The sequence below is a fragment of the Arthrobacter sp. AB6 genome, from assembly GCF_031844545.1.
In the GTDB taxonomy this organism is placed as follows: domain Bacteria; phylum Actinomycetota; class Actinomycetes; order Actinomycetales; family Micrococcaceae; genus Arthrobacter.
The window spans coordinates 158182-180813 of record NZ_JAUZVL010000001.1; the positions used below are offsets into that span (position 1 = coordinate 158182).

The window sequence follows — 22632 nt, forward strand, 5'->3', positions numbered from 1 at the left end:
GGACGACGGCGGCCCTCCTCCGCCGCCGTCCGTCACCTTGTGCCATCCGCACCATGAGCGGCTCTGGACACGGATGTATCCATTGACACTAATCATGCTTACTATTGTCTGGCGCTGGCTGCCCGCTGGGGGCAGGCCAACCAGCGCCGTACGTGGAGGTTTTTGTGAGCATGGAAGAAATGCGTCCCCTGACCGACGACGAATTGACGGCGGAACAGGCAACGGCCTTGCCGGACAAAGAAGTTGCCTCTGTCCTTGACCTGAATGCGGACCTTGATCTTGGCATCGATGCGGCGGCACCCATCGACCTCGCCGTGGCCGCCAACGCCAACGTGGCCGCGCCGATTGACGCCGCGGCCTCCGCCAACATCCTCTCCTTCGGCTCCGAGGCGCAGGCCCTGGCGGACCAGGGCGTCATCATCGAGCAGGGCATCGTAGCCGACGCGAACGCCGCATCCACCCAGGACAGCACCATCGACCAGTCTGACGACACCGTTGGCGATGGCACGGTGGAGGACGGCGCGGCGGGCACCGGGACCGAGCCCGGAACCACCGCGGGAACGGTCGACGGCGGCGGCCTCCTTCCCGACGGCACGCTCCCCGACGGAAGCCTGCCGGACGGAAGCCTGCCGGACGTCGGCGCGCTGCCCGTGGATCCGGCTGCCGCACTCGACGGCGACCTGCTCAACGTCAACGTGGACCTTGCGGCCGACGCGGATATCGCAGCTCCGATCAACGGTGCCGTGGCCGCCAACGCCAACGTGGCTGCCCCTATCGACGCCGCGGTGGCCGCAAACATCGGCTCCATCGACAGCCAGGCATACGCCGTGGCCGAACAGGATGCCATCATCTCCCAACACATCGAGGGCGAAGCCAACGCCACTGCCGACCAGCAGTCCGACCTCCGGCAGTAAGCACCCATGACCCACGCAAGCGGCGGGCCGGCCTCGAAGGCGGGCCCGCCGTCGTCCGCTGCCATCACCGAACACCCGCCGCAGGTGCCCGCCCGGGCTGAGGGCGTGCAGCTCATCGGGCCTTCCGAGGGATCCGGTTACCGGGCGCCGCCGTCGCTGGTCCGCCGCGCCGACGGCCAGACTCTCCAACTGACGCCGCTGCTGTTCGCAGTGCTGGAGGCAGTGGACGGGACACGGACCATGGAGGAGGTGGCCCGGCACGCCAGCGAGACGTCCGGAAGGCTGATCAGCGCGGACAACGTCCGGACATTGATGGACTCACAGCTGCTGCCGCTGGGCCTGCTGCGGCTTGCGGACGGATCCCAGCCCGAGGTAAAGAAAGCAGACCCGCTCCTGGGCATGCGTTTCCGCTACACAGTGACCGATCCGGAACGCACCCGCAAAATCACGTCCCCGTTCACGGTTCTGTTCAACCCGCTGATCGTGGTGGCCGTGACGGCAGCGTTCCTGGCGGCCTGCTGGTGGGTGCTGATGGTTAAGGGACTTGGCGCGGCCACCCATGAGGCATTCGAAAAGCCTGTCCTGCTCCTGCTGATCTTTGCCGTCACCATCCTGTCCGCGGGGTTCCACGAATTCGGGCACGCCGCCGCTGCCCGGAGGGGCGGGGCCACGCCCGGCGCCATGGGTGCAGGCCTGTACCTCATCTGGCCGGCGTTCTTCACGGACGTCACGGATTCCTACCGCCTGGGCCGGGGCGGCCGCATCATCACGGACCTTGGCGGCCTCTACTTCAACGCCATCGTTGCGGTGGCGATCATGGGCCTGTGGTGGGCTACAGGCCTGGACGCACTGCTCCTGGTGGTGGTCACGCAGATCCTGCAGATGGTCCGGCAGCTGCTGCCCCTGGTGCGGTTCGACGGCTACCACATCCTGGCCGACACCACCGGCGTCCCGGACCTGTTCCAGCGCATCAAGCCCACTCTGTTGGGGCTTCTTCCGTGGCACTGGGGCCGGCCGGAGAACAAGGTCCTGAAGCCGTGGGCCCGGGCCGTGGCGACGTTGTGGGTCCTGGTGACTGTGCCGTTGCTGCTGTTCAGCCTGGCCATGATGGTGCTCGCCCTGCCCAGGCTGTTGGCCACCGCATGGGACAGCGCCGCGAAGCAACAGGAACTGCTCACAGACAGTCTCGCTGCCGGCGACCCGGCCGGCGCCGCCGTGCGCGTCCTGGCGATCGTCGCCGTTGCCCTGCCAATGCTCGGCATGCTCTACATCCTGCTCCGGCTCCTGCGGCAACTGACCGTCGGCGCCTGGCAGAAAACCCGCGGCAGGCTGGTTCAGCGGTCATTGGCGATGGGTGCCGTGGCGGCCCTGCTGGCCGGGCTCGCCTGGGCATGGTGGCCCGACGGCGGGACGTACCGTCCCGTGCAGCCGTACGAACGCGGCACGCTGGCTGATGCAACGACGTCGATCCTGCCGGTTTCGGGCACCGCCCTGCGGGAAGGCGGCAGCGGACGCACCGTCGCCTTATGGCCCGAAGGCGCGGCCAGGCCCACCCGGGAGAACCCGCAGCTGAGCATGGTGCTGGTGCCCGTGGCAGGTGCGCCCGGTACCGTGCCCGCCCCGGCGGGCGGATCGTCCTCCGCCCCGGCCCCGTCCTGGGTGTTCCCGTTCGACCGGCCCGACGCCCCCGAGGAGGACGGCAACCAGGCCCTGGCCGTCAACACCACCGACGGGTCCGTGACCTACAGCGTCGCCTTCGCGCTGGTCTGGGCCGAGGACGGCGAACCCGTTGATACCCGGAACGAGGCCTATGCCTTTGCCAGCTGCAGCGGGTGCGCGGCCGTGGCCGTGGGCTTCCAGGTGGTCCTCATCGTGGGGCAGACGGACGTGATTGTTCCCGAAAACCTGTCCGCGGCAGCCAATTACAACTGCTTCGAGTGCCTTACCTACGCACTGGCCAGCCAGCTCGTCCTTACCCTGGACGGTCCGCTGAGCGAAGCGGGCATGGCCTCCCTGCAGGCTCTGTGGGCCGAGATTGCCGAGTACGGCCGGAATATCCAGAACGTGCCGCTTTCCGAAATCCAGGCCACTCTGTCCGACTACAAGGCACAGATCATGGCCATCGTCCAGGCGGATCCCAGCGCCACACAAAGTTCGGCCCACACAGGCACTTCTGCTCCTCCCTCCTCACCCGGCACGGGCGCCGGTGCAACCGCTCCGGCAGGGACAGCGCCCGCCACCGCCCCGGCGACCCAGCCGGTGCCAGGCGAGGCGCCGCCGTCGTACGCCCCCGTTGAGACACCGCTCCCAACGGCGGATACTGGGGGCACGGTTCCCGCAGCAGAGCCGCTTCCCACCGCAAACCCCACCTAGGAGAACAGATGTCATTGGGCAAGGGAACGTCCGTGGAATGGAACACCCCGCAGGGCAAGACCCACGGCATGATCGTGGAAAAGAAGACCAGTGACTTTGAACTGGACGGGAACACGCACCGTGCCAGCGAGGACGAGCCGCAGTATGTGGTGGAGTCGGCCAAGACCGGAGCCCGGGCCGCGCACAAGGCTACTGCCCTGACCGAAAAGAAGTAGCACGGTGGCCGCACAGCACGAGGTTGTCATCATCGGCGGCGGCAACGCCGGCGTGTCACTGGCCGCCCGACTGGAGCGCTACGGGGTGAAGGACGTGGCCGTCGTCGAGCCCAAGGACCACCACTTCTACCAGCCGCTGTTCTCCCACATCGCCGGCGGCCGGGCCCAGGCCACGGAGGCAGTCCGCTCGCAGGAATCCGTGACACCCCAGGGCGTGACCTGGATCCGCGACGCCGCCGCCGGTGTGGACACGGATGCGAACACCGTCACCCTGGCGTCCGGTTCCACCGTGTCCTACGGACAGCTGGTGGTGTGCCCCGGCCTGCAGTATGACTGGGATGCCGTGCCCGGCCTGGCCGAGGCCGTGCACTCGCCCTCCGGCACCTCGCACTACGAGTTCGAACTGGCGTCCAAGGCCTGGACCCTGTTGAGCGGCCTGGCGTCCGGCACGGCAGTCTTCACCATGCCCGCCGGGCCCGTCAAATGCGGCGGCGCCAGCCAGAAACCCATGTACCTGGCCTGCGACTACTGGCGGGAGCAGGGTGTCCTAGACCGGGTCCGCGTGGTGATGGTCCAGCCCTACCCCACGGTGTTCGGCGTGCCGGAGGTGGACCGGGAACTTGACCGCAAGATCGCCGAGTACGGCATCGAGCTGCGGACCAACAGCGAACTCGTCGCCGTGGACGCGGCCGGCCAGACAGCAACCATCCGGGACCTGGCCGCCGGTACCGAAGAGAACCTGCACTACGACGTCCTCAACGCCGTTCCGCCGCAGTCCGCCCCCGACTGGCTCAAGGCGACCGACCTGCCTGCAGCCGGCGACACCGGCGGCTTCGTGGAGGTGGACCGGCAGACGCTCCGGCACATCCGGTTCCAGAACGTCTGGTCGCTGGGGGACGCCGCCGGAACCACCAATTCCAAGTCGGGGGGCGCCCTGCGGAAGCAGACCCAGGTCCTGGCCAAAAACCTGGTGGCCGCGCGGAAAGGCAAGGCCCTGCGGGCAAAGTACAACGGCTACTCGGTGTGCCCCTTCACCGTGTCCCGCAACACCGTGGTGTTCGCCGAGTTCGATGACCGGTACCGGCCCATGCCCACCATCCCGCGGGTGCCCACGTGGAACGAAAGCAGGCTGTCCTGGGTGGTGGACCGGGACATCTTCCCGCAGGTCTACTGGAACCTGATCCTCAAGGGCCGGGCTTAGGTGAGAGAGCGTTCGGGGAAATCCCACATCAAGTGAGAGAGCGTTCGGGGAAATCCCACATCAAGTGAGAGAGCGTCGGTTACCCGGCCGAGGAAGTCACGACGGCGGCAGTCGCCTCCGCGATGGCGCGCTCCTCGTCAGTGGGAACCACCAGGACGGGGATGGCGGACTGTGCCGTGGAAATGACGCGCGCTTCCCTTGACCGCTCGGCGTTCAGGCCGGCGTCGAGTTCTATGCCCAGCGCGCCAAGCCTGTCCGTCACCAAGGCACGGAACTGGTGCGAGTTCTCGCCGATCCCCGCCGTGAACACCAGGGCCTTGGCACCGCCCACGGCCACGTGGTACCCGCCGATGTACTTGGCCAGCCGGTAGGAGGTGATGCCGAGCGCCGTCGCAGCCTTGGCATCGCCGGACTCGGAGGCCTCCACCACCGAGCGCATGTCGTTGTTGCCGGCCAGGCCCTTCAGCCCCGACTCCCGGTTGAGCATGGTGTCCAGGTCCTCGGGTGTCCAGCCTGCCCGGCCCAGGAACACCAGGATGGACGGGTCCAGGTCGCCCGAGCGGGTCCCCATCACCAGTCCTTCCAAGGGCGTGAAGCCCATGGAGGTGTCCACCGACCGGCCGCCGCGGATGGCGGTGACTGAGGCGCCGTTGCCCAGGTGGGCGATCACGCCGTCGAACTCTTCCATGGGCAGGTCCAGCAGCGCGGCGGCGCGGCGCGCCACGTACTCGTGGGAGGTGCCGTGGAAGCCGTAGCGGCGGATGCCGTGGTTGGTGTACAGCTCGTCCGGCACGGCGTAGCGCCAGGCGTGCTCGGGGAGGGTGCGGTGGAAGGCGGTGTCGAACACGGCAACCTGCGGCATGTCCGGCCACTTCCTGGTGATGGCCCGGATTCCCAGCACGTTGGCCGGGTTGTGCAGCGGCGCCAGCGGGTTCAGGCGCTCGATGGCACGGGTGATCTCGTTGTCAATCAGCACGGGCTCGGCGAACCGCTCGCCGCCGTGCACCACCCGGTGGCCCACTGCCGCCAGCTCCAGATCGCCGAGTTCCCGGTGGATGGCGGCGTCCACCTGTTCCAGCGCCTCGGCATGGTCCCGCGGGCCCTCGATCTCGCCGTCCCCGTCGCCGCCGTTGCCCATGCCGATCTTCTCGATCAGCCCCTCGGTCAGGACGCTCCCGGCCGCGACATCGCGGACCTGGTATTTGAGCGACGACGATCCGGAGTTGATGACGAGCACGAGCATGAGGGGCCTCCTGAGCCTTGCTTCTGCGGTTCAAACCCCACTATAGGTGGGCGCGGCGGCCGTTTCCTTGCGGATGGGCGCGGCTGCGCCTAGAGTCGGGGCGGACAGGCTGGACCACGCCCGAGAGGACACTTCCATGACGAACGAACCCGCGTCGATTGACGAGAATGATCCCACCAACACGGGATCCAGCAGTACCGCTCCCCTGAACGCCCAGGCGGACTCGGATGCCCGGCCGGGCTCCGGAAAGAAGGACCCCACGGTGGTGGAGGGCGCCAACCCGGCGCTGGATGATACCGGCAACCTCAAGGCCGCCGAAACCGGAGAAGCCCCCGAGGCCCCGGAGAACGCGGAGGACCTGGACCTCACCCCGCAGGGCCTGTCCGACGAGCCTGCCAAGCAGGAGGACCAGGAGAGCCTGGCCAAGCCGGACAACAGCTGACGGGCCGCTTACAGCAACGCGGGGTCACTCCATGCCCGATGACGCACCCAAATTGGGCGTGGAGTGACCCCGCGTTGCTGTAAGAAACACCTAGGAGGCCTGCGCCTGGATGGCCGTGATGGCCACGGTGTTCACGATGTCCTCCACGGTGCAGCCGCGGGAGAGATCGTTGACCGGCTTCCGCAGGCCCTGCAGGACGGGCCCGACGGCGACCGCCCCTGAGCTCTGCTGCACCGCCTTGTACGTGTTGTTGCCGGTGTTGAGGTCCGGGAAGATGAACACGGTGGCCTGCCCGGCAACCGAGGATCCCGGCATCTTGGACTCGGCGATGGAGGCGTCCACGGCGGCGTCGTACTGGATGGGGCCCTCGACTGCGAGGTCCGGCCGGCGCTCACGGACCAGCTCCGTGGCCTGCCGCACCTCGTCCACTGCCTCGCCGGAGCCCGAGCCGCCCGTTGAGTAGGACAGCATGGCCACCCGGGGCTCCACCCCGAACTGGGCAGCGGTCTCCGCCGAAGCCAGCGCAATGTCCGCTAACTGCTCCACGTTCGGGTCCGGGTTCACCGCGCAGTCGCCGTAGACCAGCACCCGGTCCGGCATGAGCATCAGGAACACCGAGGACACGATTTTCACGCCCTCGCGCGTCTTCACGAACTCCAGGGCCGGACGGATGGTGTGGGCCGTGGTGTGCGCGGCGCCGGACACCATGCCGTCCACGACGCCCAGCTGGACCATCATGGTGCCGAAGTAGCTGACGTCCTGCATGATCTCCAGCGCCTTGGCCAGGTCCACGCCCTTGTGCGCCCTCAGCTCGGCGTACTTCTCGGCAAACTTCTGCCGGAGGTCCGAGGTGGCCGGATCCACGATGCTGATGCCGGTGAGGTCGATGCCGTTCGCTGCGGCCAGTTCGCGGACGTCAGGCTCCGGCCCCAGCACCGTAAGGTCGCAGACGTCGCGCCGGTGCAGGATCTCCGCCGCCCGCAGGATCCTCACATCGGTCCCCTCCGGCAGCACCACGTGCCGCCGCTGCGAGCGGGCACGCTCGATGAGGTCGTGCAGGAAGCGCAGCGGAGTCATCCGCTCGGCACGCGGCAGGTGCAGGCGCTCCACGAGTTCGTTTTCATCCACCCGGCGGGACCACAGCCCCAGGGCAGAAGCAACCTTGCGGCGGTGCCCGGACCAGATCTCGCTGCGGACTTCGGAGACCCGGCGGGCCGTGGTGTAGGTGTCCTCCTTCGTGGCGAACACGGGAAACGGCGCCTGCGCCAGGAGCGGGTAGATATTGGCGTCCGGCGCGAGCCCGCCGGTGAGGATGAGCGCGGATGCCACCGGGAACTCGGGCGAGAAGGACGAGGCCAGGCACGCCACCATCACGTCGGCCCGGTCCCCGGGAACAATCACCAGGGCGCCCTCATCCAGCACGTTCAGGAAGTTGCCCACGTTCATGGCCGCCACCTTGATGTCCTTCACGTCGCGCTCCATGTCCCGCCGGCCGGCGATCTGCCGGACGCCCAGCGCCGTAGCCACTTCACCGGTGGTGGGCCGGGCAATCTCCTCCAGTTCCGGCAGGACGTAGACGGGCCGCTTGGACGCGCCGGGCTTTACCGCCGCCCCGATGGCCTCGACGTCCTCCGGGTCCGCACGGTTCACCAGGATGGCCAGCAGCGCGCACCGTTCGGCGGCAAGTTCCTTCCGGGCGACCTCGACGGCGGCCACGGCCTCCGCAACGGTTCTCCCCTTGGCGCCCACCACCGCCACCACGGGCGTGGCCAGGTTGTTCGCCAGGCGGGCGTTGAGGTCGAATTCGACGGCGGCATCCTGGCCCGCCAGGTCGGTTCCCTCGACGATCACCACATCGCAGTGCCGCGAAATGTCGGCGAAAATCTCCACGCAGCGGGCATCGATCTCGGCGCGGTTGCCTTCCGCCAGCAGATCACGGACTTCGGCGTGGGTCAGTCCGCCGCGGCACCGCTCATCCTCCAGCGCGAAGCGGGATTTCATCAGCGCCACCATGGGATCGGCCGTGGCATCCGGGCCGTGGACCACGGGTTTGAAGAAGCCGATCCTGTCCGCGTGCCGGTGCAGGGTATCCGCCAGGCCCAGGGCAACGAGTGACTTGCCCGAGCCGGGGGTGGTTGCGCTGACGTAAATGCCTTTGGCCATGGTCCGCCCTTTGCTGTGCTGGTGCCGGTCACTCAATCCTTGCACCTCCCCGGCGGGATGCGTGCCGCCGTCGTCCATTGCAGCCCAGTTTTCGAACGCCTCCCCGGACTGCCCCCGCAGGCTGCTGGCCTGGACCCTCCAAAACTGGGCTGATCCGGCCGGCCACCCTTGACACAGGACCCCTCCATGGGATTACCTAATGAACATTCGGTAAATAAAGCTGGAGGCAATGACGCATGGCTGAGACCGCCCTTTCCGGGCCCACACACCAGATCCTGGAGAACGACTACGCCTCCGAGTGGATGGGAATCCAGGTCCTCGCCATCAGCGACGGGCACGCCACCATCCGGATGACCCTCCGGCAGGAAATGCTCAACGGCTTCGGTATGGCCCACGGCGGAATGATCTTCGCCTTCGGCGACACCGCGTTCGCCCTCGCCTGCAACCCGGCCGTGCCGGCACCCGGCGATGAAAACAGCATCACCGTGGCCTCCGGCGTCGACATCAACTTCCTTAAACCGGCCTTCCGCGGCCAGGTGCTCACCGCGGTGGCGGACCGCCGCTCCAGCGCCGGGCGCAGCGGCCTGTACGACATCCAGATTTTCGCCGCCGACGCCCCGCCCGCCGACGCTGGCCAGCCAGGCGAGCTCATTGCCGAGTTCCGCGGACGCAGCCGCACCATCCCCAAGAAGTAGGAAACCATGACCCTGCATGCCCCTGAATCCCCCGCAGCCACCGCAGCGACCGCCGCAGGCACTGACGCCACCCTGGACCGCGAGGAAACCATCTCCCGCGACGAGCTCGAGGCCCTCCAGCTCAGCCGGCTGCAGCACACCGTTGCCTACGCCTACGAGCGCGTGCCCCTGTACAAGCGCAAATTCGACGACGCCGGCATCCACCCCAGCGACCTCCGTGAACTGGAGGACCTGGGCAACTTCCCCTTCACCACCAAGGACGACCTGCGCGAGGAATACCCGTTCGGCATGTTCGCGGTGCCGCAGCACGAAGTAGCCCGCGTCCACGCCAGCTCGGGCACCACGGGCCGGCCCACCGTCGTCGGCTACACCAAGCAGGACCTGGCGGACTGGGCAAAGCTGGTGGCCCGCAGCTTCCGCGCCTCCGGCATCCGCCCGGGCATGAAGGTCCACAACGCCTACGGGTATGGCCTGTTCACCGGCGGCCTGGGCGCCCACGCCGGAGCCGAAGCCCTGGGCTGCACCGTCATCCCCATCTCCGGCGGCCAGACCGAACGCCAGATCCAGCTGATCCAGGACTTCAAGCCCGACGCCATCCTGGCCACGCCCACGTACCTGCTCACCATCGCCGACGCCATGGCCCACATGGGCATCGACCCCGCTTCCACGTCGCTGAAGTATGCGGTGCTGGGCGCAGAGCCGTGGACCGAGGAGATGCGGCACGAGCTCGAGGTCACCATGAACCTCAAGGCCTGCGACATCTACGGGCTGTCCGAGGTGATGGGCCCGGGCGTGGCCGGCGAGGCGGTGGAGACACAGGACGGCAGCCACATCTGGGAGGACCACTTCCGCCCCGAAATCATCGACGCCTTCAACCCGGCGGTGGGCAAGGAAAACGTGCTGGGCGACGGCGAGCACGGCGAACTGGTGTTCACCTCGCTCACCAAGGAAGCCCTGCCCATCATCCGGTACCGCACCAAGGACCTCACCCGCCTGCTCCCCGGCACGGCCCGCCCCGCGCACCGCCGCATGGGGCGCATCACCGGCCGCAGCGACGACATGATCATCCTCCGCGGCGTGAACGTGTTCCCGTCACAGATCGAGGAAATCGCCCTCCGGATCCCCGAGCTCAGCCCGCACTTCCAGCTGGAGCTCACCCGCCCCGAGGGCCAGCGGATGGACCAGATGACGGTCCGCATCGAGCGCCGGGACAACGTCACCACTGAGCAGAGCACGACGGCGGCACGCACCTTGAGGGAACAGATCAAGATCCACGTGGGTTCTTCCTGCGCGGTTGACGTTGTGGAGCCGGGCTCGCTTGAGCGGTCCAACGGCAAGCTGCGCAGGATCTACGACCTGCGCCCCAAGGGGTAACGGTCCGGCCCCACCGCAGGAGGGGCCGGACCGGGCCAGAAGGCGCAGGGTGGAGGCCGGGCTTCCGAAAACGCCACAGGGTCCAAGGACCCGCCGGTCACGGCCTGGTTTACCGAACGTTCATGAGAAAATGGCCGGTATGTCTGCAACTGATGCACCCACCAAGCGCGGCCGCCCGGGATACGACCAGCAGTCGGTGCTGCGCATCGCCGTCGACGTCTTTAACCGGCATGGCTACGATGCGACGTCCATGGGCATCCTTGCCGACAACCTGGGCATATCGAAATCTGCCATTTACCATCACGTCCCCTCCAAGGGCGACCTCCTCAAGCTTGCATTGGACCACGCACTCGGCGGGCTCGAAGCCATCCTGGATGAACCCCAGGCTGCGTCCGGCGCGGCAGACGCCCGCCTCGAGTTTGTGCTCCGGCGAACCGTGGCGGTGCTGGTGGACCGGCTGCCGTTCGTCACGCTGCTCCTGCGCCTGCGCGGCAACACCGAGATAGAGCGGGACGCCCTGGAACGCCGGCGCGCGTTCGACCACAAGGTTGCCGGGCTGATCTCCGCCGCCAGGGACGAAGGCTCCCTGCGCCAGGACATTGATCCGCGAACCGTGACCCGCCTGCTGTTCGGCATGATCAACTCCATCGTGGAATGGTACAAGCCCGGCGGCTCCCTCTCACCCGAGCGCCTGGCCGACGACGTAATCACCATGGCGTTCGACGGCCTGCACTCCACCAAGCCCCAGGAAAAATACTAAGGGTGCTTGGTATCCCTGCCGCTTCCCGGCTACGGTTGAAGGACCAGCCAGGATCTGCAGGGAGGCCGCCCATGAGCATCACCACCAGCCGGGCATTACGGCGTCCGGGCTGCCTGCGGACAGCATTTGGGACCGGCGTCCTCGCGGCCGCACTGGCACTCAGCGGCTGCACCGGTACGCCAAGTCCCCCGGCGCCCACCGACACCTCAACCGCCGGCCCCACCTCCCGCTCCACCTCCGCCGCCACGCCGGGGAGCACCTCCGCGGCTCCCGCCCCGGCCGCGGCGGGCGACATCCCGCAGCTCGTGGAGAACCTCGCACCGTCCGTGGTGACCATCTTCACCGAGGGCGGCCTGGGCAGCGGCGTTGTCTATTCCGAGGACGGCCTCATCCTCACGAACGAACACGTGGTCCGGGGCAACACCACGGTGGAAGTCGCCTTCGCCGATGGCCAGCGCGTGGAGGGAACGGTCAAGGCCACGGACCCCGTCACCGACCTCGCCCTGGTGCAGGCAAACCGCACCGGCCTGCCCAAACCCGTCTACCAGGCCAACCTGCCGCGCGTTGGTGAGGGGGCCGTGGTGCTGGGCTCCCCCTTGGGCTTCGAGAACACCGCCACGGCCGGAATCATCTCCGGGCTGCACCGCTCCATCCCCGGCTCCGCCTCCAACAGCCTGTCCCTCGTGGACCTGATCCAGACCGATGCCCCCATCAGCCCCGGCAACTCCGGCGGCGCCGTCATCAACATGCGCGGCGAAATCATCGGCATCAGCGAGGCCTACATCCCGCCGTCTGCGGGCGCCGTGGCCCTGGGATTCGCTATTCCTGCCGCCACGGCCGTGGAGGTGGCCGAGGAGCTGTTGGCGGACGGCACTGCCGAGCACGCCTACCTGGGCCTCACGCCCGGCGAACTTACGGCCCAGATTGCCGAGCAGCTGGGCATTGACGCCAGTACCGGCGTCGTGGTCCTCGCAGTGGACGACGGCGGTCCGGCGGGACGTGCGGGGATCCGGCCGGGCGACGTGCTGGAGTCGATGGAAGGAGTGGAACTGAATTCACCGGAGAAGCTCCTGGCGGAACTCCGCGGACGCAACCCCGGCGATACCGTAGGCTTCAAGGTCAAGCGGGGAGGTCAGAGCCTTGACGTCAAGGCGGACCTCATCGCCAGGCCCACAAGTAACACCCGATAGGAAGGTAAGAACATGAGCCACCCCAAGGACGAAGCAGACGCCGGATACATCATTCCGGACCCCTCAAAGGTCCGCGAAGACCTCACCGGCGACGCCGGAGACGAAGCCAACGCCATCCGCTTCAGCGAAGAGCAGGCCCTGATCGAGGAACAGTCCCACGGCATCCGCCCGGACACCTACAGCGTCCCCTCCGGCGGCCCCACCATGTCGGAGGCCCGCGGCAACATGGACCTTTCGGATCAAAGCGAGAGCGGGCACGGCACCGGCCGCGAGGATGACAGCAGCGACGACGGCCTGCACGGCGGCGCCGAGTCCTGACGCCAGACCTGCCGGAAACAAAGCAGGGACGCCCCGGAAACCCGGGGCGCCCCTGCTTTTGTATTCGAGGGCATCCGCTGCGCCGTTACAGCTCGTACTCGGCCTGGACGCCCAGTTTCTCGTGGACGCAGAGGATGTTGTGCTCGGTGTCCATGAACCAGGCACACTTTTCCGAGTCGGTGGTGCAGATGTGGTTTTCCGTCTTCAGGTTCGGCAGGTCATAATCCTGGAACCTGACGCCCCTGGCCTCCATGTCCCGGACCGTCCCCTCGATGTCCGTCACCTCAAAGCTCAGGGCGGTGTGCTCGGAGTGCTTGCCGTCCGAAACCGGCAACAACTGCAGCATCGGGCCGCCGCTACTGCCGAGCAATTCGCTTCCATCGTCTGCCTTGCCGCGGAGCGGGAGCCCGAGCTTTTCGGTGTAGAACCTACGGGCGCGGGCGGGATCATCGACTGGCAGGACGGTTGTGGCTGTGTTCATTCTTAGGCTCATAAGGGCCACCTCCTACGGGCAGAATTTTACGCTTCCGCCCGCCAAAAAGACCCGACGCTCTCTCACTTCCCGCAGGGAAAACCCACGCCCTCTCTCACTTAATGCGGTCTAAGCGCCAACGCTCTATCACCTGTCGCCGGCAGGTGAGAGAGCGTCCGGGGAAAACCCGCGTTAGGTGATAGAGCGTCCGGGGAAAACCCGCGTTAAGTGAGAGAGCGTCCGCGGGGGCGGGCTACTTCTCCACGAGGGTGAGGACGTCGTAGGTGGCCACGATCTCGTCGTTCTGGTTCGTGAGCACGGCGTCCCACGCCACCTCGCCGTATTCGTCGGTTTCGCGGGGGGTGATCTTCTTGGCCGTGAGGGTCACCCGGATCGAATCGCCTGCGGCCACCGGAGTGATGAACCGCAGGCTTTCCAGCCCATAGTTGGCCAGGACCGGCCCCGGGGCAGGCTCCACAAAGAGCCCGGCCGCCCAGCTGAGCAGCAGGTACCCGTGGGCCACGATGCCCGGGAAGAACGGGTTGGCTTCCGCGGCCTCCTGGTTGGTGTGGGCGTAGAACGTGTCGCCGGTGGAGTTGGCAAAAGCGGTGATGTCCTCCAGGGTGACCTTCCGCAGCTCCGAGCGGACGGCATCCCCGATCCGCAGCGTCTCCAGCGACTTCCGGAACGGGTGGGTCCCCTCGGTTTCCAAGGTGAAGTTGCGGTCCGCGCCGGTGTGCCACACGCCGGTGACGGCGGTGAGCATGTTCGGCGAGCCCTGGATGGCGGTGCGCTGCATGTGGTGCATCACCGAACGGATGCCGCCCAGTTCCTCGCCGCCGCCGGCGCGTCCCGGTCCGCCGTGGACCAGGTGCGGCACGGGCGAGCCGTGTCCGGTGGACGAACGTGCGTCCTCGCGGTTGAGCATCAGGACACGGCCGTGGTGCGCCGCGATTCCCGTGACAAGTTCGCGGGCCACGGAAGGATCGTTGGTGCAGACCGAGGCCACCAGGGAGCCGCCGCCGCGGGCGGCGAGGCGGACGGCGTCGGGAATGTCCTTGTACCCGATCACGGACGAAACGGGACCGAACGCCTCGAGTGAGTGCACTTCCTCGGCCTCGGGGTCCTGCCAGTTCAAGAGGACGGGCGCCATGAACGCCCCGCCGTCCACCACGCCGGTGGTTCCGTCGGCGGAGGTGACCGACGGCGAATCGAGCGTTCCGTACGCAAGCTCACCGCCGGCGTCGAGCATCGACTGGACGGCGGCGCGGACGTCCTGGAGCTGCTCCACCGAAGCGAGGGCACCCATGGTGACGCCGTCGGCCCGCGGATCGCCCAGGACAACGCGCTCGGAGATCCGCTTGCCGATGGCCGCTGAGACGGCAGCAACCAGCTCCTGCGGCACGATGGCGCGGCGGATGGCGGTGCACTTCTGCCCTGCCTTCGCCGTCATTTCCGTGACCACCGATTTTACGAAGGCATCGAATTCAGGCGTCCCCTCCATCGCGTCCGGGCCAAGGATGGCGGCGTTCAGGGAGTCCGTCTCGGAAGTGAAGCGGACCCCGCCCTGGACCACGTTGGGATGGGCCTTCAGGGAAAGCGCGGTGGATGCGGAGCCGGTGAAGGCCACCAGGTCGCGGTAGTCCAGGACGTCCAGCAGCCCGCGGACGGAGCCGGAGATCAGCTGCAGGGAGCCCTTGGGCAGGATGTTCGATTCGACGATGGCCTTAACCACTGCGGCCGCCACGTAGCCGGTGGGCGTTGCGGGCTTGACGATGGTGGGGACGCCGGCGAGGAAGGCCGGGGCGAACTTTTCCAGCATGCCCCAGACCGGGAAGTTGAAGGCGTTGATCTGCACGGCGACGCCGGGGATGCGGGTGTAGATGTGTTCGCCGGCGAAGGAGCCGTCCTTGGACAGGACCTCCATGGGGCCGTCCACCACCACCTGCGAGTTGGGCAGTTCGCGTCGGCCCTTGGAACCGAACGTGAAGAGCACGCCGATGCCGCCGTCGATATCGATCATGGAGTCCACCTTGGTGGCGCCCGTCTGGGCCGAGAAGGCGTAGAAGTGCTCGCGCCGGGCATTGAGGTACTGGGCGAGCTCCTTCAGCTTGAGGGCACGCTGGTGGAAGGTGAACCGGCCGAGCTCCTGCTGGCCGGTGGTGCGGCCGTAGTCCACGACCGCAGCCAGGTCCAGCCCTTCGGTGCTCACCTTGGCCAGGATCTCCCCCGTGCTCGCATCCCTGACGGGCGTCGCGGACCCGGCCGATCCGGCGTCGGGAGTCCACCAGGAATCCATGATGAAGCTGGGCACTGTCTCCACGGTGTCGACCGTGGCCTGGGGAGCTGTGGCAGTGGTGGTCATCGTTCACGGGTCCTTCCAACATGGGGGCAGACAGAAGCGGCCAATGATTACTGACCGTCCGTTCGGTAATATATTCACCATACATGAAGTGCCGTGCTGCACACTAGAAGGCCAGGACTGAATTCGGCCACCCAAAGGAGATTGTATGAGCGCCCCGTCACCCATGGATGCTGCCGAGAACCAGCCCCCTGCGCACGAGCAGTGGAAGATCACCCTCGGGGAGCTGGACGAGAAGATGGGCGTGAAGATCGTCGAGGAGTCGGTCCAGCGCGTGGTGGCCACCATGCCGGTGGAGGGCAACCGGCAGTCTTTCGGGCTGCTCCACGGCGGCGCGTCCCTGGCCGTGGGGGAAGCGGTGGGTTCCTGGGCGGCGGTGATACACGCGAGCACCCTGGGCAAGACGGCGGTGGGCGTGGACGTCTCGGCCACCCACCACCGCTCCGCGCGGGAAGGGCAGGTCACCATCACGGCCACGCCCATCCACCTGGGCGGTACGCTCACCACCCACGAGGTGCTCATCACCAACGAGGCCGGCCAGCGGCTCTGCACCCTCCGCATCACCAATCTCCTGATGCGGCGCCACAAGAAGCCCGCTGCCGAAGGCTAGTCCCGGGTGGGCTGCCTCCGGCGCCGGACCAGCAGCATGAGCACCGCGCCGGCCGCGATGGCCGCCGCGGCCGCGCCCGCCGCCGGGAGGGCATTGGCGCCAGTGCGGGCGAGGTCGCCCCTGCCCGCTCCGTCCCGTGCGTTGCCGCCGGCATCCGCCAGGCCGGCAGGAGGGGTGGGCGCCGGACCGGGTACGACGGCGGCACCATCGCCCGCCGGGGCTGGATCCGTTGCGGAAGAGACGGGTTCCGCCGGGGCAGCAGTGGCAAACTCGAAGCCTGCGGCGCCCGAGGCGCTGAAACCGTTGACCGTCTCCGCGGTGAACCTGAGCGTCTGCCTGCTGTCCGGTGCCGTGAAACTCCAGCTTCCGTCGGCATTCACGGGGACCTCGAACGGTTCCTGCCCCTGGATGGTAATCCGGACCGTGGATCCGGCAGCAATGGCCGAGGCCGGGGCAGCGGGAATGTTTCCGCTGATGACCTGCCCGGACCCGTACGTGCCGCCGGGCGCAGGCGAGGAAACCAGTGGCCTGTTGAGGAAGAGCTCCAGCTGGTAGCCGGGCAGGACCTCCAGCGATTCGTCCAGCGTGGCCGCCACGGCGAAGTTGGCGGGTGCGGGTTCGTTGGGCCGGGGATCGTCGCCGGCGCTGTGCGTTCCTACCGCGTAGTTTCCGCTGATCCACGGACCGCCGGAGTCACCGCCGCTGGATTGCACGTCGTAGGACAGGAAACCGTTGAAGGCGCGGACATCGGTTGGGTCGGCGGGGTAGGCGGGTCCTCCCACCAGGAAGATCCCCACGGCGCTCACGGTTCCGCAGGACCATCCCGTTCTCCATCCCGAACGGCACACCTCCATGCCCACCACAGGGCTGGCAGTGCCGATGATTTTGACGTCCGGGCCCGGCTGCCGCGCGTCACCATGCGTGCTGGCAGCCGGCAACGGATCCTGGCCAGGGCTGAGCGCTCCGACTACCGCAACGTCGGTTCCCACGTTGCCGGGGTCCGTAAGTGCCGCGCCGTCCTGGTCCGTGGGAATGTTGGGGTCCAGCACCCTCGAGTTGCCGGGCCCGCCCAGCTGGCTGAACTGGAAGGTACCCAAGGGCCCGGCGGGCACGCCCTGAAGCAACAGTTCCGCCGTGCTGGCCACGCCGTCATCCGTACAGTGCCCCGCGGTGAGGACTGCGGGCAGGCCCGAGGGATCAAACGCGGAAAACCCTGTGGAGCAGATGGCGCGGTTGTCGGTTTGATAACCCACCCCGCCCGGGACGTCCGCCTCAGGCTTAAGGGGCGCGCCGCCGTCGAGCACTACGTTGGCGTACCTCGCGACGAATTCCGACGGCGAGATCTTGCCGGGGGCGGCAGTAGTCTCCAGCTCTCCGGGCGGGGTGGACGGCGTTCCGCCCGTGTCCCGCGTTGATTCGGCTGCGGCGATGCTGCCCGTTCGGATGACGAATTTGCCCCCGGAATAGACCACTGCCTGAAGGCCGGTGGTTCCGACCTCGCGCAGGTAGGCCTGGAAAAGCTGTTCGGTGCTCAGCGCAAGTTGGGACCCGGGAGCGGCCGTCAGCGAAGGAGCCGGAGCAGGTGCGGGCTGCGGCCCTCCAGTGCCAGGCGCTTCAAGGGAGAGCCCGGCCACGACGCCGGACAATCGGTCGACGGCCAGCTGCAGCTCGGCCCCCGCGCCACTCACGATGATTTTGTTGTCCTGCAGCCTGATGCCTGAATAGCCGGGGACGCCGCGCAGCTGGCCGGCAGCAGCTGCTGCCCGGCTTCCCAGCTCCCCCGCCGCATTGAACTGCTCCAGGGTGAGGCCCAAGTCACGCAGGACGGCGTCGGCGAGGCCCGCTTCCGTAAGCCCGGTGCTCCCCGGCTCGGGAGCCGGCGTGGCGGCAGCAGCGCCGGACGTTGCAGCCGGGGCCGGCGGTGTTGCGTCCTCCGCCTCCGCCATGGCCCAGCCGGGAGCGTAACCCAGGGTGGACGCGGCGAGGACGCCGGCGGCGGCGCCCACGGCAACACCGCGCTTTCCTCGGCGGAATGCTGTGCCGGTTCTCATTGTGGTTCCTTTACGCAGGCTGCTTCGCAGAGGGCCAGCACGGAATCCAGCTCGGCAACACGCGTTGACAGCACCCTCCCAGTCCATGGGTCCGCCGGGTTTCCTCATTGGCAAAGTTAATCACACTAGCCACAGGAGTCGCACGCCACACAGGTGGTTATACCTCTTGACGCGCTGGTCCGGACGTTGTCCAGCCCCGGCCCCGCCGGGCCAGCCTGTACTCCAGGCCGGCCCGGACCATGGGCCATTCATGCTCCAGGATGGAGAATACCGCCGTGTCGCGCAGCAGCCCGTCGCGGGTCCGGGAGTGGCTGCGGAGCACGCCGTCCTGCTTGGCACCAAGCCGGGCGATGGCCTCCCGCGACTGGTGGTTCAGCCAGTGCGTCCGGAACTCCACGGCAGGGCAGCCAAGTACCTCAAACGCGTGCCGCAGGAGCAGCAGCTTGGACTCGGGGTTCGTGCCGGTGCCATGGACGGACGCCGCGTTCCACGTGGAGCCGATCTCCAGCCGGGGAGTACCGGCGTCGATATTCATATAGGTGGTCATGCCGATGATCCGCCCGGGGCCTCCGGTGGATGGATCGGTCAGCCTGGTGGTGAACGGCAGCATGGAGCCCAATTCCTGCAGGGCGAGCCGCCGCTCGATCTCCTCGGCCATCCCTTCGGGCGAAGGCACCGAGGTGTACCAGAGCCGCCACAGCTCACCGTCCAGGGCCGCGTCCACCAGGCCGTCGTGGTGGTCCCCGGACAAGGGTTCCAAGGTTACATATGTGCCAGTCAGGCTAAGGGGTTCCAGGAAAGTCACTGCACCAGCCTAGGTGCAACCACCAGTGCCGGTTACGCTGGGGACAGCATCAGGACGGCGAGCGAGGGAGTTTACGTGTCAGGTACCAATCCGGACCCGGAGGACGACAAGATCACAGGCCTGGAGCCCGGCGGCGGAGTGCCGCCGGGCGAAACGCCTCCCGGTGAAGGGTCGGTGGCAGGCACCCAGGAACCCCGGCAGAAGGGGTCCGGGAAGGGGCAGCAGGTCTTTTGGCTAGGAGCCATCGGGGCTGGCGTGCTGCTGTTCCTCCTGTACTTCATCGGCTACATCGTCGGGCTTTTCGACTAGCCCGCAGTTGCCTGGCCGGGCCAGTCGAAGAAGCCCTTGCCGGACTTCCGTCCCAGTTCCCCCCGGGCCACCTTGTCCTTGAGGATCCGGGGCGGAGCGAAGCGCTCCCCCAGCGTTGAGTGCAGGTACTCGGCGATGCCCAGCCGGACATCCAGGCCCACAATGTCCGTGGTCCGCAGCGGCCCGGTGGGGTGCTTGTAGCCCAGGACCATGGCGGCGTCGATATCCTCAGCGGACGCTACGCCCTCCTCCACCATGCGCATCGCCTCGAGGGCGATGGCCACGCCGAGCCGCGAGGAAGCGAATCCCGGGGCATCGTTGACGACGACGGCGGTCTTGCCGAGTGCCTCAACCCACCCTTTCGCGGCGGCGGCAAGTTCGGGGGACGTGCGCTCGCCCAGCACCACTTCGATGAGCGTGGACGCCGGGACCGGATTGAAGAAGTGAAGGCCCAGGAAGTTGGCTGGCCGCTTCAGTTCGCCGGCCAGCCCGTTCACGGAGAGCGATGACGTGTTGGAGGCGAGATAGGCGTCGTCGGCCAGCCGCTCCTCGATTCCGCGCAGCGAGGCGACTTTCAGGTCCCAGTCCTCCGGGACGGCTTCCACCACCAGCTGCCGGTCCGCGAAAGCGTCGTAGTCCACGCCGACAGTGAGCCGGGACGCCATCTCATCCAGGTTCGCGTCCGCCATGCCCCGCTCGATGCTCTTGGCAGCGGCCGATTCCACCCGCTCCCGGGCAGCCTCCGCGGACCGGTCGTCGCGCTCCACCACCAGCACGTCGGCACCTTTGACCAGGAAGGCATGGGCAATGCCGGCGCCCATGCGGCCGCCGCCCAGGACACCGACGAAGACGGGAAGGCCAGACGGCAGGCCGGGGGCAGGTTGCGGTGTGTTCATCAGTTCTTTTCTCCGGTCTCGGCGTCGGCGTTCTTGGCTGCGCTCTCGGCGTTCTTGGCTGCGCTCTTGTTCAGGAACGCCTGCATCCTGTCGAACTTGGCCTCGGATTCGAAGAGGATGCCCTGGGCCAGCTGGTCGATCAGGGGGTGTGCTTCCGCAGGGGCGTGGAACACGGACTTGGTGATGCGAACGGCCAGGGGATCCTGCCGGCCGATCCTGTCCGCCAGGTTGTGCGCGGCGTCCAGGAGGCCCGCCGGCTCGTGGACCTCGGTAATGAGGTTCACGGCCAGGGCTTCGTCGGCCCCAAGGATCTTGCCGGCCAACAGGATCTGCTTGGCCACCGGTTCCCCCACCAGTTCCTTCAGCCGCCAGCTGGCACCCGCAGCGGCGAGGATTCCCAGCCCGGTCTCGGGGTTGCCGATGCGGACACCGGGGGTTCCGATCCTAAAGTCGGCGGCGTACGCGAGTTCCGCCCCACCGCCCAGGCAGTAGCCGTCGAGTGCCGCGATGACCGGCATGGGCAGCCTGGCGATCCGGACGAAGATGGTTGAATTGATGCCCTGCAGGGCGTCGTCCCGGCGCCGCCCACGCAGCTGGCCGATGTCCGCGCCGGAGGCAAACACCCCGTCCACGCCGGCAATAATCAGCACCTTGGGGTTCTGTTCCAGCGCCGTGCAGACCACGTGCAGCTCGTCCACCATCTGCTGGTCGATCGCGTTGCGCACCTCGGGCCGGTTGAGCAGCACCACCACCCGGTCGCCGCGTTCCTCCACCAGGAGGGCGTGGAACTTCTCCGCGGCCAGGTCCACGGCCCCGGGCATCAGACCTTCTCCAGCAGCATCGCAGTGCCCTGGCCCACGCCGATGCACATGGTGGCCAGGCCGATCCGGGCGTCCTCGCGCTCCATGCGTCCCAGCAGGGTGATGGCGATCCGTGCCCCGCTGGAACCCAGCGGGTGCCCCAGGGCGATCGCGCCGCCGTCGTTGTTCACTATGTCCTGTTCCAGGCCAAGGCGCCGGATGCAGGCAAGGGACTGCGTGGCAAAGGCTTCGTTAAGTTCGACGGCGGCAAGGTCGCCTACGCTGAGGCCGCTGCGCTTGAGGACCTTCTGCGTGGCAGGCACCGGGCCGATGCCCATGATCTCCGGTTCACAGCCTGCCGAGGCGCCGTCGATGATCCGCGCGCGGGGCGTTAGTCCCAGCCGTTCGATGGCCGCTTCCGAGGCAACGATGATCGCGGAGGCGCCGTCGTTGAGGGAGGAGGAGTTGCCTGCAGTGACCACTGACCCGCCGTGGGTTACCGGCTTCAGTCCGGCGAGGACGTCCAGGGTGGTGCCTTCACGGGGGCCTTCATCAGTGTCCACGACATTCTCGGCCTTGCGGGTCCTGACGGTGACGGGAACGATTTCGTCCTTGAACCGCCCCGCCGCGATGGCGTCCAGGGCCCGCTGGTGGGATCGGACGGCGAAGGCGTCGGCGTCCTCACGGGAAATGTTGTCCACACGGGCCACTTCTTCGGCGGTCTCCGGCATGGAGTAGGTCATCTTGCCGTCCCGGGACAGCCCGCCCTTGTGGAACAGCGGGTTGGTGAAGCGCCAGCCGATGGAGGTGTCGAAAATCTGCCCGGGCTTCGCAAAGGCGGCGGTCGGCTTTTCCTGGACCCACGGCGCCCGGCTCATCGATTCCACGCCGCCGGCGATGACGATGTCCGCAGCTCCGGCCTTGATCATGTGGCTGGCCTGGATGATGGCGCTGAGGCCGGAGGCGCAGAGCCGGTTCACCGTGATCCCGGGGATATGGAGGGGAAGCCCGGCCAGCAGGGTTGCCATCCGGGCCACGTTGCGGTTCTCTTCGCCGGCTCCGTTGGCATTGCCCAGGATGACCTCGTCAATGCTGTCCGGGTCCAGTCCGGCCCGGTTGACCGCTTCCCGGAGCACCAGGGCGGCCAGGTCATCGGGGCGGACCGACGAGAGCGCCCCGCCGTATCTGCCCACCGGCGTTCGGACTCCGCCAACAAGGAAAGCCTGCGGACCTGCGGTTGCAGCCATGGAAACACCCTTCACGCGATAAACGGCACTGTCATCTGCGGTCCGTAGCGCCATCCCAACCAGGTAGCGCTAAGTGTCGTTTTGAGCGTCCAAAACGACACTTAGCGCTACCCAGTTGGGTCCACTTACCGACCGTTCGTTCTGTAAATAGTACACGGAGGGGTGATCCGTGGATACCGGGCGACGCCCACC

The 22632-nt window shown here is 67.6% G+C and carries 21 protein-coding genes; 12 read left to right on the forward strand and 9 right to left on the reverse strand.

What is annotated here, in order from left to right:
* The first annotated feature begins 170 nt into the window (after positions 1-170).
* From Q9R30_RS00725 to Q9R30_RS00740, 4 genes are read left to right on the forward strand one after another with little or no spacing between them, the layout of a single operon-like run.
* The gene (locus Q9R30_RS00725) at positions 171-914 is read left to right on the forward strand and encodes a peptidoglycan-binding protein (protein WP_234005614.1); all 744 of its coding nucleotides are present in this window, start codon (positions 171-173) and stop codon (positions 912-914) included.
* Between the two features lie 6 nt (positions 915-920).
* Complete coding sequence (locus Q9R30_RS00730; RefSeq protein WP_311216475.1) at positions 921-3287, forward strand: hypothetical protein; 2367 nt, start codon at positions 921-923, stop codon at positions 3285-3287.
* An 8-nt stretch (positions 3288-3295) separates the two neighbouring features.
* Positions 3296-3502: a DUF2945 domain-containing protein gene (locus Q9R30_RS00735; RefSeq protein ID WP_104998915.1), complete on the forward strand. Its 207-nt coding sequence runs from the start codon at positions 3296-3298 to the stop codon at positions 3500-3502.
* Positions 3503-3506: 4 nt separating this feature from the next.
* The gene (locus Q9R30_RS00740; protein ID WP_311216476.1) at positions 3507-4703 is read left to right on the forward strand and encodes an FAD/NAD(P)-binding oxidoreductase; all 1197 of its coding nucleotides are present in this window, start codon (positions 3507-3509) and stop codon (positions 4701-4703) included.
* 79 nt (positions 4704-4782) lie between these two features.
* Here Q9R30_RS00740 and Q9R30_RS00745 read toward each other — a convergent pair whose 3' ends face one another.
* Positions 4783-5946, reverse strand: a complete 1164-nt coding sequence (locus Q9R30_RS00745) for an acetate kinase (protein ID WP_311216477.1) — start codon at positions 5944-5946, stop codon at positions 4783-4785.
* A gap of 136 nt (positions 5947-6082) precedes the next feature.
* On the opposite strand from Q9R30_RS00745, the gene Q9R30_RS00750 reads away from it, so the two are divergent.
* A complete protein-coding gene (locus Q9R30_RS00750) occupies positions 6083-6388 on the forward strand; it encodes a hypothetical protein (protein ID WP_104998918.1) in 306 nt (101 codons plus the stop codon).
* Positions 6389-6478: 90 nt separating this feature from the next.
* On the opposite strand, the gene pta is transcribed toward Q9R30_RS00750, so the two are convergent.
* Positions 6479-8551 carry a phosphate acetyltransferase gene (gene pta, locus Q9R30_RS00755; RefSeq protein WP_104999842.1) on the reverse strand — a complete coding sequence of 691 codons (2073 nt, stop codon included), beginning with the start codon at positions 8549-8551 and terminating at the stop codon, positions 6479-6481.
* Positions 8552-8787: 236 nt separating this feature from the next.
* On the opposite strand from pta, the gene Q9R30_RS00760 reads away from it, so the two are divergent.
* From Q9R30_RS00760 to Q9R30_RS00780, 5 genes are all read left to right on the forward strand, one after another.
* Complete coding sequence (locus tag Q9R30_RS00760; protein WP_311216478.1) at positions 8788-9246, forward strand: hotdog fold thioesterase; 459 nt, start codon at positions 8788-8790, stop codon at positions 9244-9246.
* A 6-nt stretch (positions 9247-9252) separates the two neighbouring features.
* The gene (paaK, locus tag Q9R30_RS00765) at positions 9253-10620 is read left to right on the forward strand and encodes a phenylacetate--CoA ligase PaaK (protein ID WP_104998920.1); all 1368 of its coding nucleotides are present in this window, start codon (positions 9253-9255) and stop codon (positions 10618-10620) included.
* A gap of 139 nt (positions 10621-10759) precedes the next feature.
* The gene (locus Q9R30_RS00770; protein ID WP_311216479.1) at positions 10760-11380 is read left to right on the forward strand and encodes a TetR/AcrR family transcriptional regulator; all 621 of its coding nucleotides are present in this window, start codon (positions 10760-10762) and stop codon (positions 11378-11380) included.
* Positions 11381-11451: 71 nt separating this feature from the next.
* Positions 11452-12570, forward strand: coding sequence for a S1C family serine protease (locus Q9R30_RS00775; protein WP_104998922.1), 1119 nt, complete (start codon positions 11452-11454; stop codon positions 12568-12570).
* Between the two features lie 12 nt (positions 12571-12582).
* Positions 12583-12888 carry a hypothetical protein gene (locus Q9R30_RS00780; protein WP_104998923.1) on the forward strand — a complete coding sequence of 102 codons (306 nt, stop codon included), beginning with the start codon at positions 12583-12585 and terminating at the stop codon, positions 12886-12888.
* A gap of 85 nt (positions 12889-12973) precedes the next feature.
* Here Q9R30_RS00780 and Q9R30_RS00785 read toward each other — a convergent pair whose 3' ends face one another.
* Together Q9R30_RS00785 and paaZ are read right to left on the reverse strand one after the other, a co-directional pair.
* Positions 12974-13369 carry a VOC family protein gene (locus tag Q9R30_RS00785; RefSeq protein WP_104998924.1) on the reverse strand — a complete coding sequence of 132 codons (396 nt, stop codon included), beginning with the start codon at positions 13367-13369 and terminating at the stop codon, positions 12974-12976.
* Between the two features lie 244 nt (positions 13370-13613).
* A complete protein-coding gene (gene paaZ / locus Q9R30_RS00790) occupies positions 13614-15725 on the reverse strand; it encodes a phenylacetic acid degradation bifunctional protein PaaZ (RefSeq protein WP_311216480.1) in 2112 nt (703 codons plus the stop codon).
* A 145-nt stretch (positions 15726-15870) separates the two neighbouring features.
* Between paaZ and Q9R30_RS00795 the strand changes: the two genes are divergently transcribed.
* Positions 15871-16332, forward strand: a complete 462-nt coding sequence (locus tag Q9R30_RS00795; protein ID WP_311216481.1) for a hotdog fold thioesterase — start codon at positions 15871-15873, stop codon at positions 16330-16332.
* On the opposite strand, the gene Q9R30_RS00800 is transcribed toward Q9R30_RS00795, so the two are convergent.
* Together Q9R30_RS00800 and Q9R30_RS00805 are read right to left on the reverse strand one after the other, a co-directional pair.
* Positions 16329-18383: a S1 family peptidase gene (locus Q9R30_RS00800; protein WP_311216482.1), complete on the reverse strand. Its 2055-nt coding sequence runs from the start codon at positions 18381-18383 to the stop codon at positions 16329-16331. The genes Q9R30_RS00795 and Q9R30_RS00800 overlap by 4 nt on opposite strands.
* 157 nt (positions 18384-18540) lie before the next feature.
* Positions 18541-19188 carry a GNAT family protein gene (locus Q9R30_RS00805; RefSeq protein ID WP_311216483.1) on the reverse strand — a complete coding sequence of 216 codons (648 nt, stop codon included), beginning with the start codon at positions 19186-19188 and terminating at the stop codon, positions 18541-18543.
* 75 nt (positions 19189-19263) lie between these two features.
* On the opposite strand from Q9R30_RS00805, the gene Q9R30_RS00810 reads away from it, so the two are divergent.
* Positions 19264-19497 carry a DUF6480 family protein gene (locus tag Q9R30_RS00810; protein WP_104998929.1) on the forward strand — a complete coding sequence of 78 codons (234 nt, stop codon included), beginning with the start codon at positions 19264-19266 and terminating at the stop codon, positions 19495-19497.
* Here Q9R30_RS00810 and Q9R30_RS00815 read toward each other — a convergent pair.
* The 3 genes from Q9R30_RS00815 to Q9R30_RS00825 are packed head-to-tail and all read right to left on the reverse strand — an operon-like array spanning position 19494 to position 22440.
* On the reverse strand, positions 19494-20393 hold the full coding sequence (locus Q9R30_RS00815; protein ID WP_104998930.1) for a 3-hydroxyacyl-CoA dehydrogenase family protein: 900 nt from the start codon (positions 20391-20393) through the stop codon (positions 19494-19496). The two genes, Q9R30_RS00810 and Q9R30_RS00815, sit on opposite strands and share 4 nt — an antisense overlap.
* Positions 20393-21214 carry an enoyl-CoA hydratase/isomerase family protein gene (locus Q9R30_RS00820; RefSeq protein WP_311216484.1) on the reverse strand — a complete coding sequence of 274 codons (822 nt, stop codon included), beginning with the start codon at positions 21212-21214 and terminating at the stop codon, positions 20393-20395. Before Q9R30_RS00820 ends, Q9R30_RS00815 begins: the two co-directional genes overlap by 1 nt.
* Positions 21214-22440: an acetyl-CoA C-acyltransferase gene (locus Q9R30_RS00825; RefSeq protein WP_104998932.1), complete on the reverse strand. Its 1227-nt coding sequence runs from the start codon at positions 22438-22440 to the stop codon at positions 21214-21216. The genes Q9R30_RS00820 and Q9R30_RS00825 overlap by 1 nt, the downstream gene beginning before the upstream one ends.
* Positions 22441-22632 lie beyond the last annotated feature (192 nt).

What these genes read in the sequence shown, in the direction of transcription:
- Q9R30_RS00725 (WP_234005614.1), top strand. Translation starts at nt 171, where the DNA reads ATGGAAGAAATGCGTCCCCTGACCGACGACGAATTGACGGCGGAACAG.
- Q9R30_RS00730 (WP_311216475.1), top strand. Translation starts at nt 921, where the DNA reads ATGACCCACGCAAGCGGCGGGCCGGCCTCGAAGGCGGGCCCGCCGTCG.
- Q9R30_RS00735 (WP_104998915.1), top strand. Translation starts at nt 3,296, where the DNA reads ATGTCATTGGGCAAGGGAACGTCCGTGGAATGGAACACCCCGCAGGGC.
- Q9R30_RS00745 (WP_311216477.1), bottom strand. Translation starts at nt 5,946, where the DNA reads ATGCTCGTGCTCGTCATCAACTCCGGATCGTCGTCGCTCAAATACCAG.
- Q9R30_RS00750 (WP_104998918.1), top strand. Translation starts at nt 6,083, where the DNA reads ATGACGAACGAACCCGCGTCGATTGACGAGAATGATCCCACCAACACG.
- pta (WP_104999842.1), bottom strand. Translation starts at nt 8,551, where the DNA reads ATGGCCAAAGGCATTTACGTCAGCGCAACCACCCCCGGCTCGGGCAAG.
- Q9R30_RS00760 (WP_311216478.1), top strand. Translation starts at nt 8,788, where the DNA reads ATGGCTGAGACCGCCCTTTCCGGGCCCACACACCAGATCCTGGAGAAC.
- paaK (WP_104998920.1), top strand. Translation starts at nt 9,253, where the DNA reads ATGACCCTGCATGCCCCTGAATCCCCCGCAGCCACCGCAGCGACCGCC.
- Q9R30_RS00770 (WP_311216479.1), top strand. Translation starts at nt 10,760, where the DNA reads ATGTCTGCAACTGATGCACCCACCAAGCGCGGCCGCCCGGGATACGAC.
- Q9R30_RS00775 (WP_104998922.1), top strand. Translation starts at nt 11,452, where the DNA reads ATGAGCATCACCACCAGCCGGGCATTACGGCGTCCGGGCTGCCTGCGG.
- Q9R30_RS00780 (WP_104998923.1), top strand. Translation starts at nt 12,583, where the DNA reads ATGAGCCACCCCAAGGACGAAGCAGACGCCGGATACATCATTCCGGAC.
- Q9R30_RS00785 (WP_104998924.1), bottom strand. Translation starts at nt 13,369, where the DNA reads ATGAACACAGCCACAACCGTCCTGCCAGTCGATGATCCCGCCCGCGCC.
- paaZ (WP_311216480.1), bottom strand. Translation starts at nt 15,725, where the DNA reads ATGACCACCACTGCCACAGCTCCCCAGGCCACGGTCGACACCGTGGAG.
- Q9R30_RS00795 (WP_311216481.1), top strand. Translation starts at nt 15,871, where the DNA reads ATGAGCGCCCCGTCACCCATGGATGCTGCCGAGAACCAGCCCCCTGCG.
- Q9R30_RS00800 (WP_311216482.1), bottom strand. Translation starts at nt 18,383, where the DNA reads ATGAGAACCGGCACAGCATTCCGCCGAGGAAAGCGCGGTGTTGCCGTG.
- Q9R30_RS00815 (WP_104998930.1), bottom strand. Translation starts at nt 20,393, where the DNA reads ATGAACACACCGCAACCTGCCCCCGGCCTGCCGTCTGGCCTTCCCGTC.
- Q9R30_RS00820 (WP_311216484.1), bottom strand. Translation starts at nt 21,214, where the DNA reads ATGCCCGGGGCCGTGGACCTGGCCGCGGAGAAGTTCCACGCCCTCCTG.
- Q9R30_RS00825 (WP_104998932.1), bottom strand. Translation starts at nt 22,440, where the DNA reads ATGGCTGCAACCGCAGGTCCGCAGGCTTTCCTTGTTGGCGGAGTCCGA.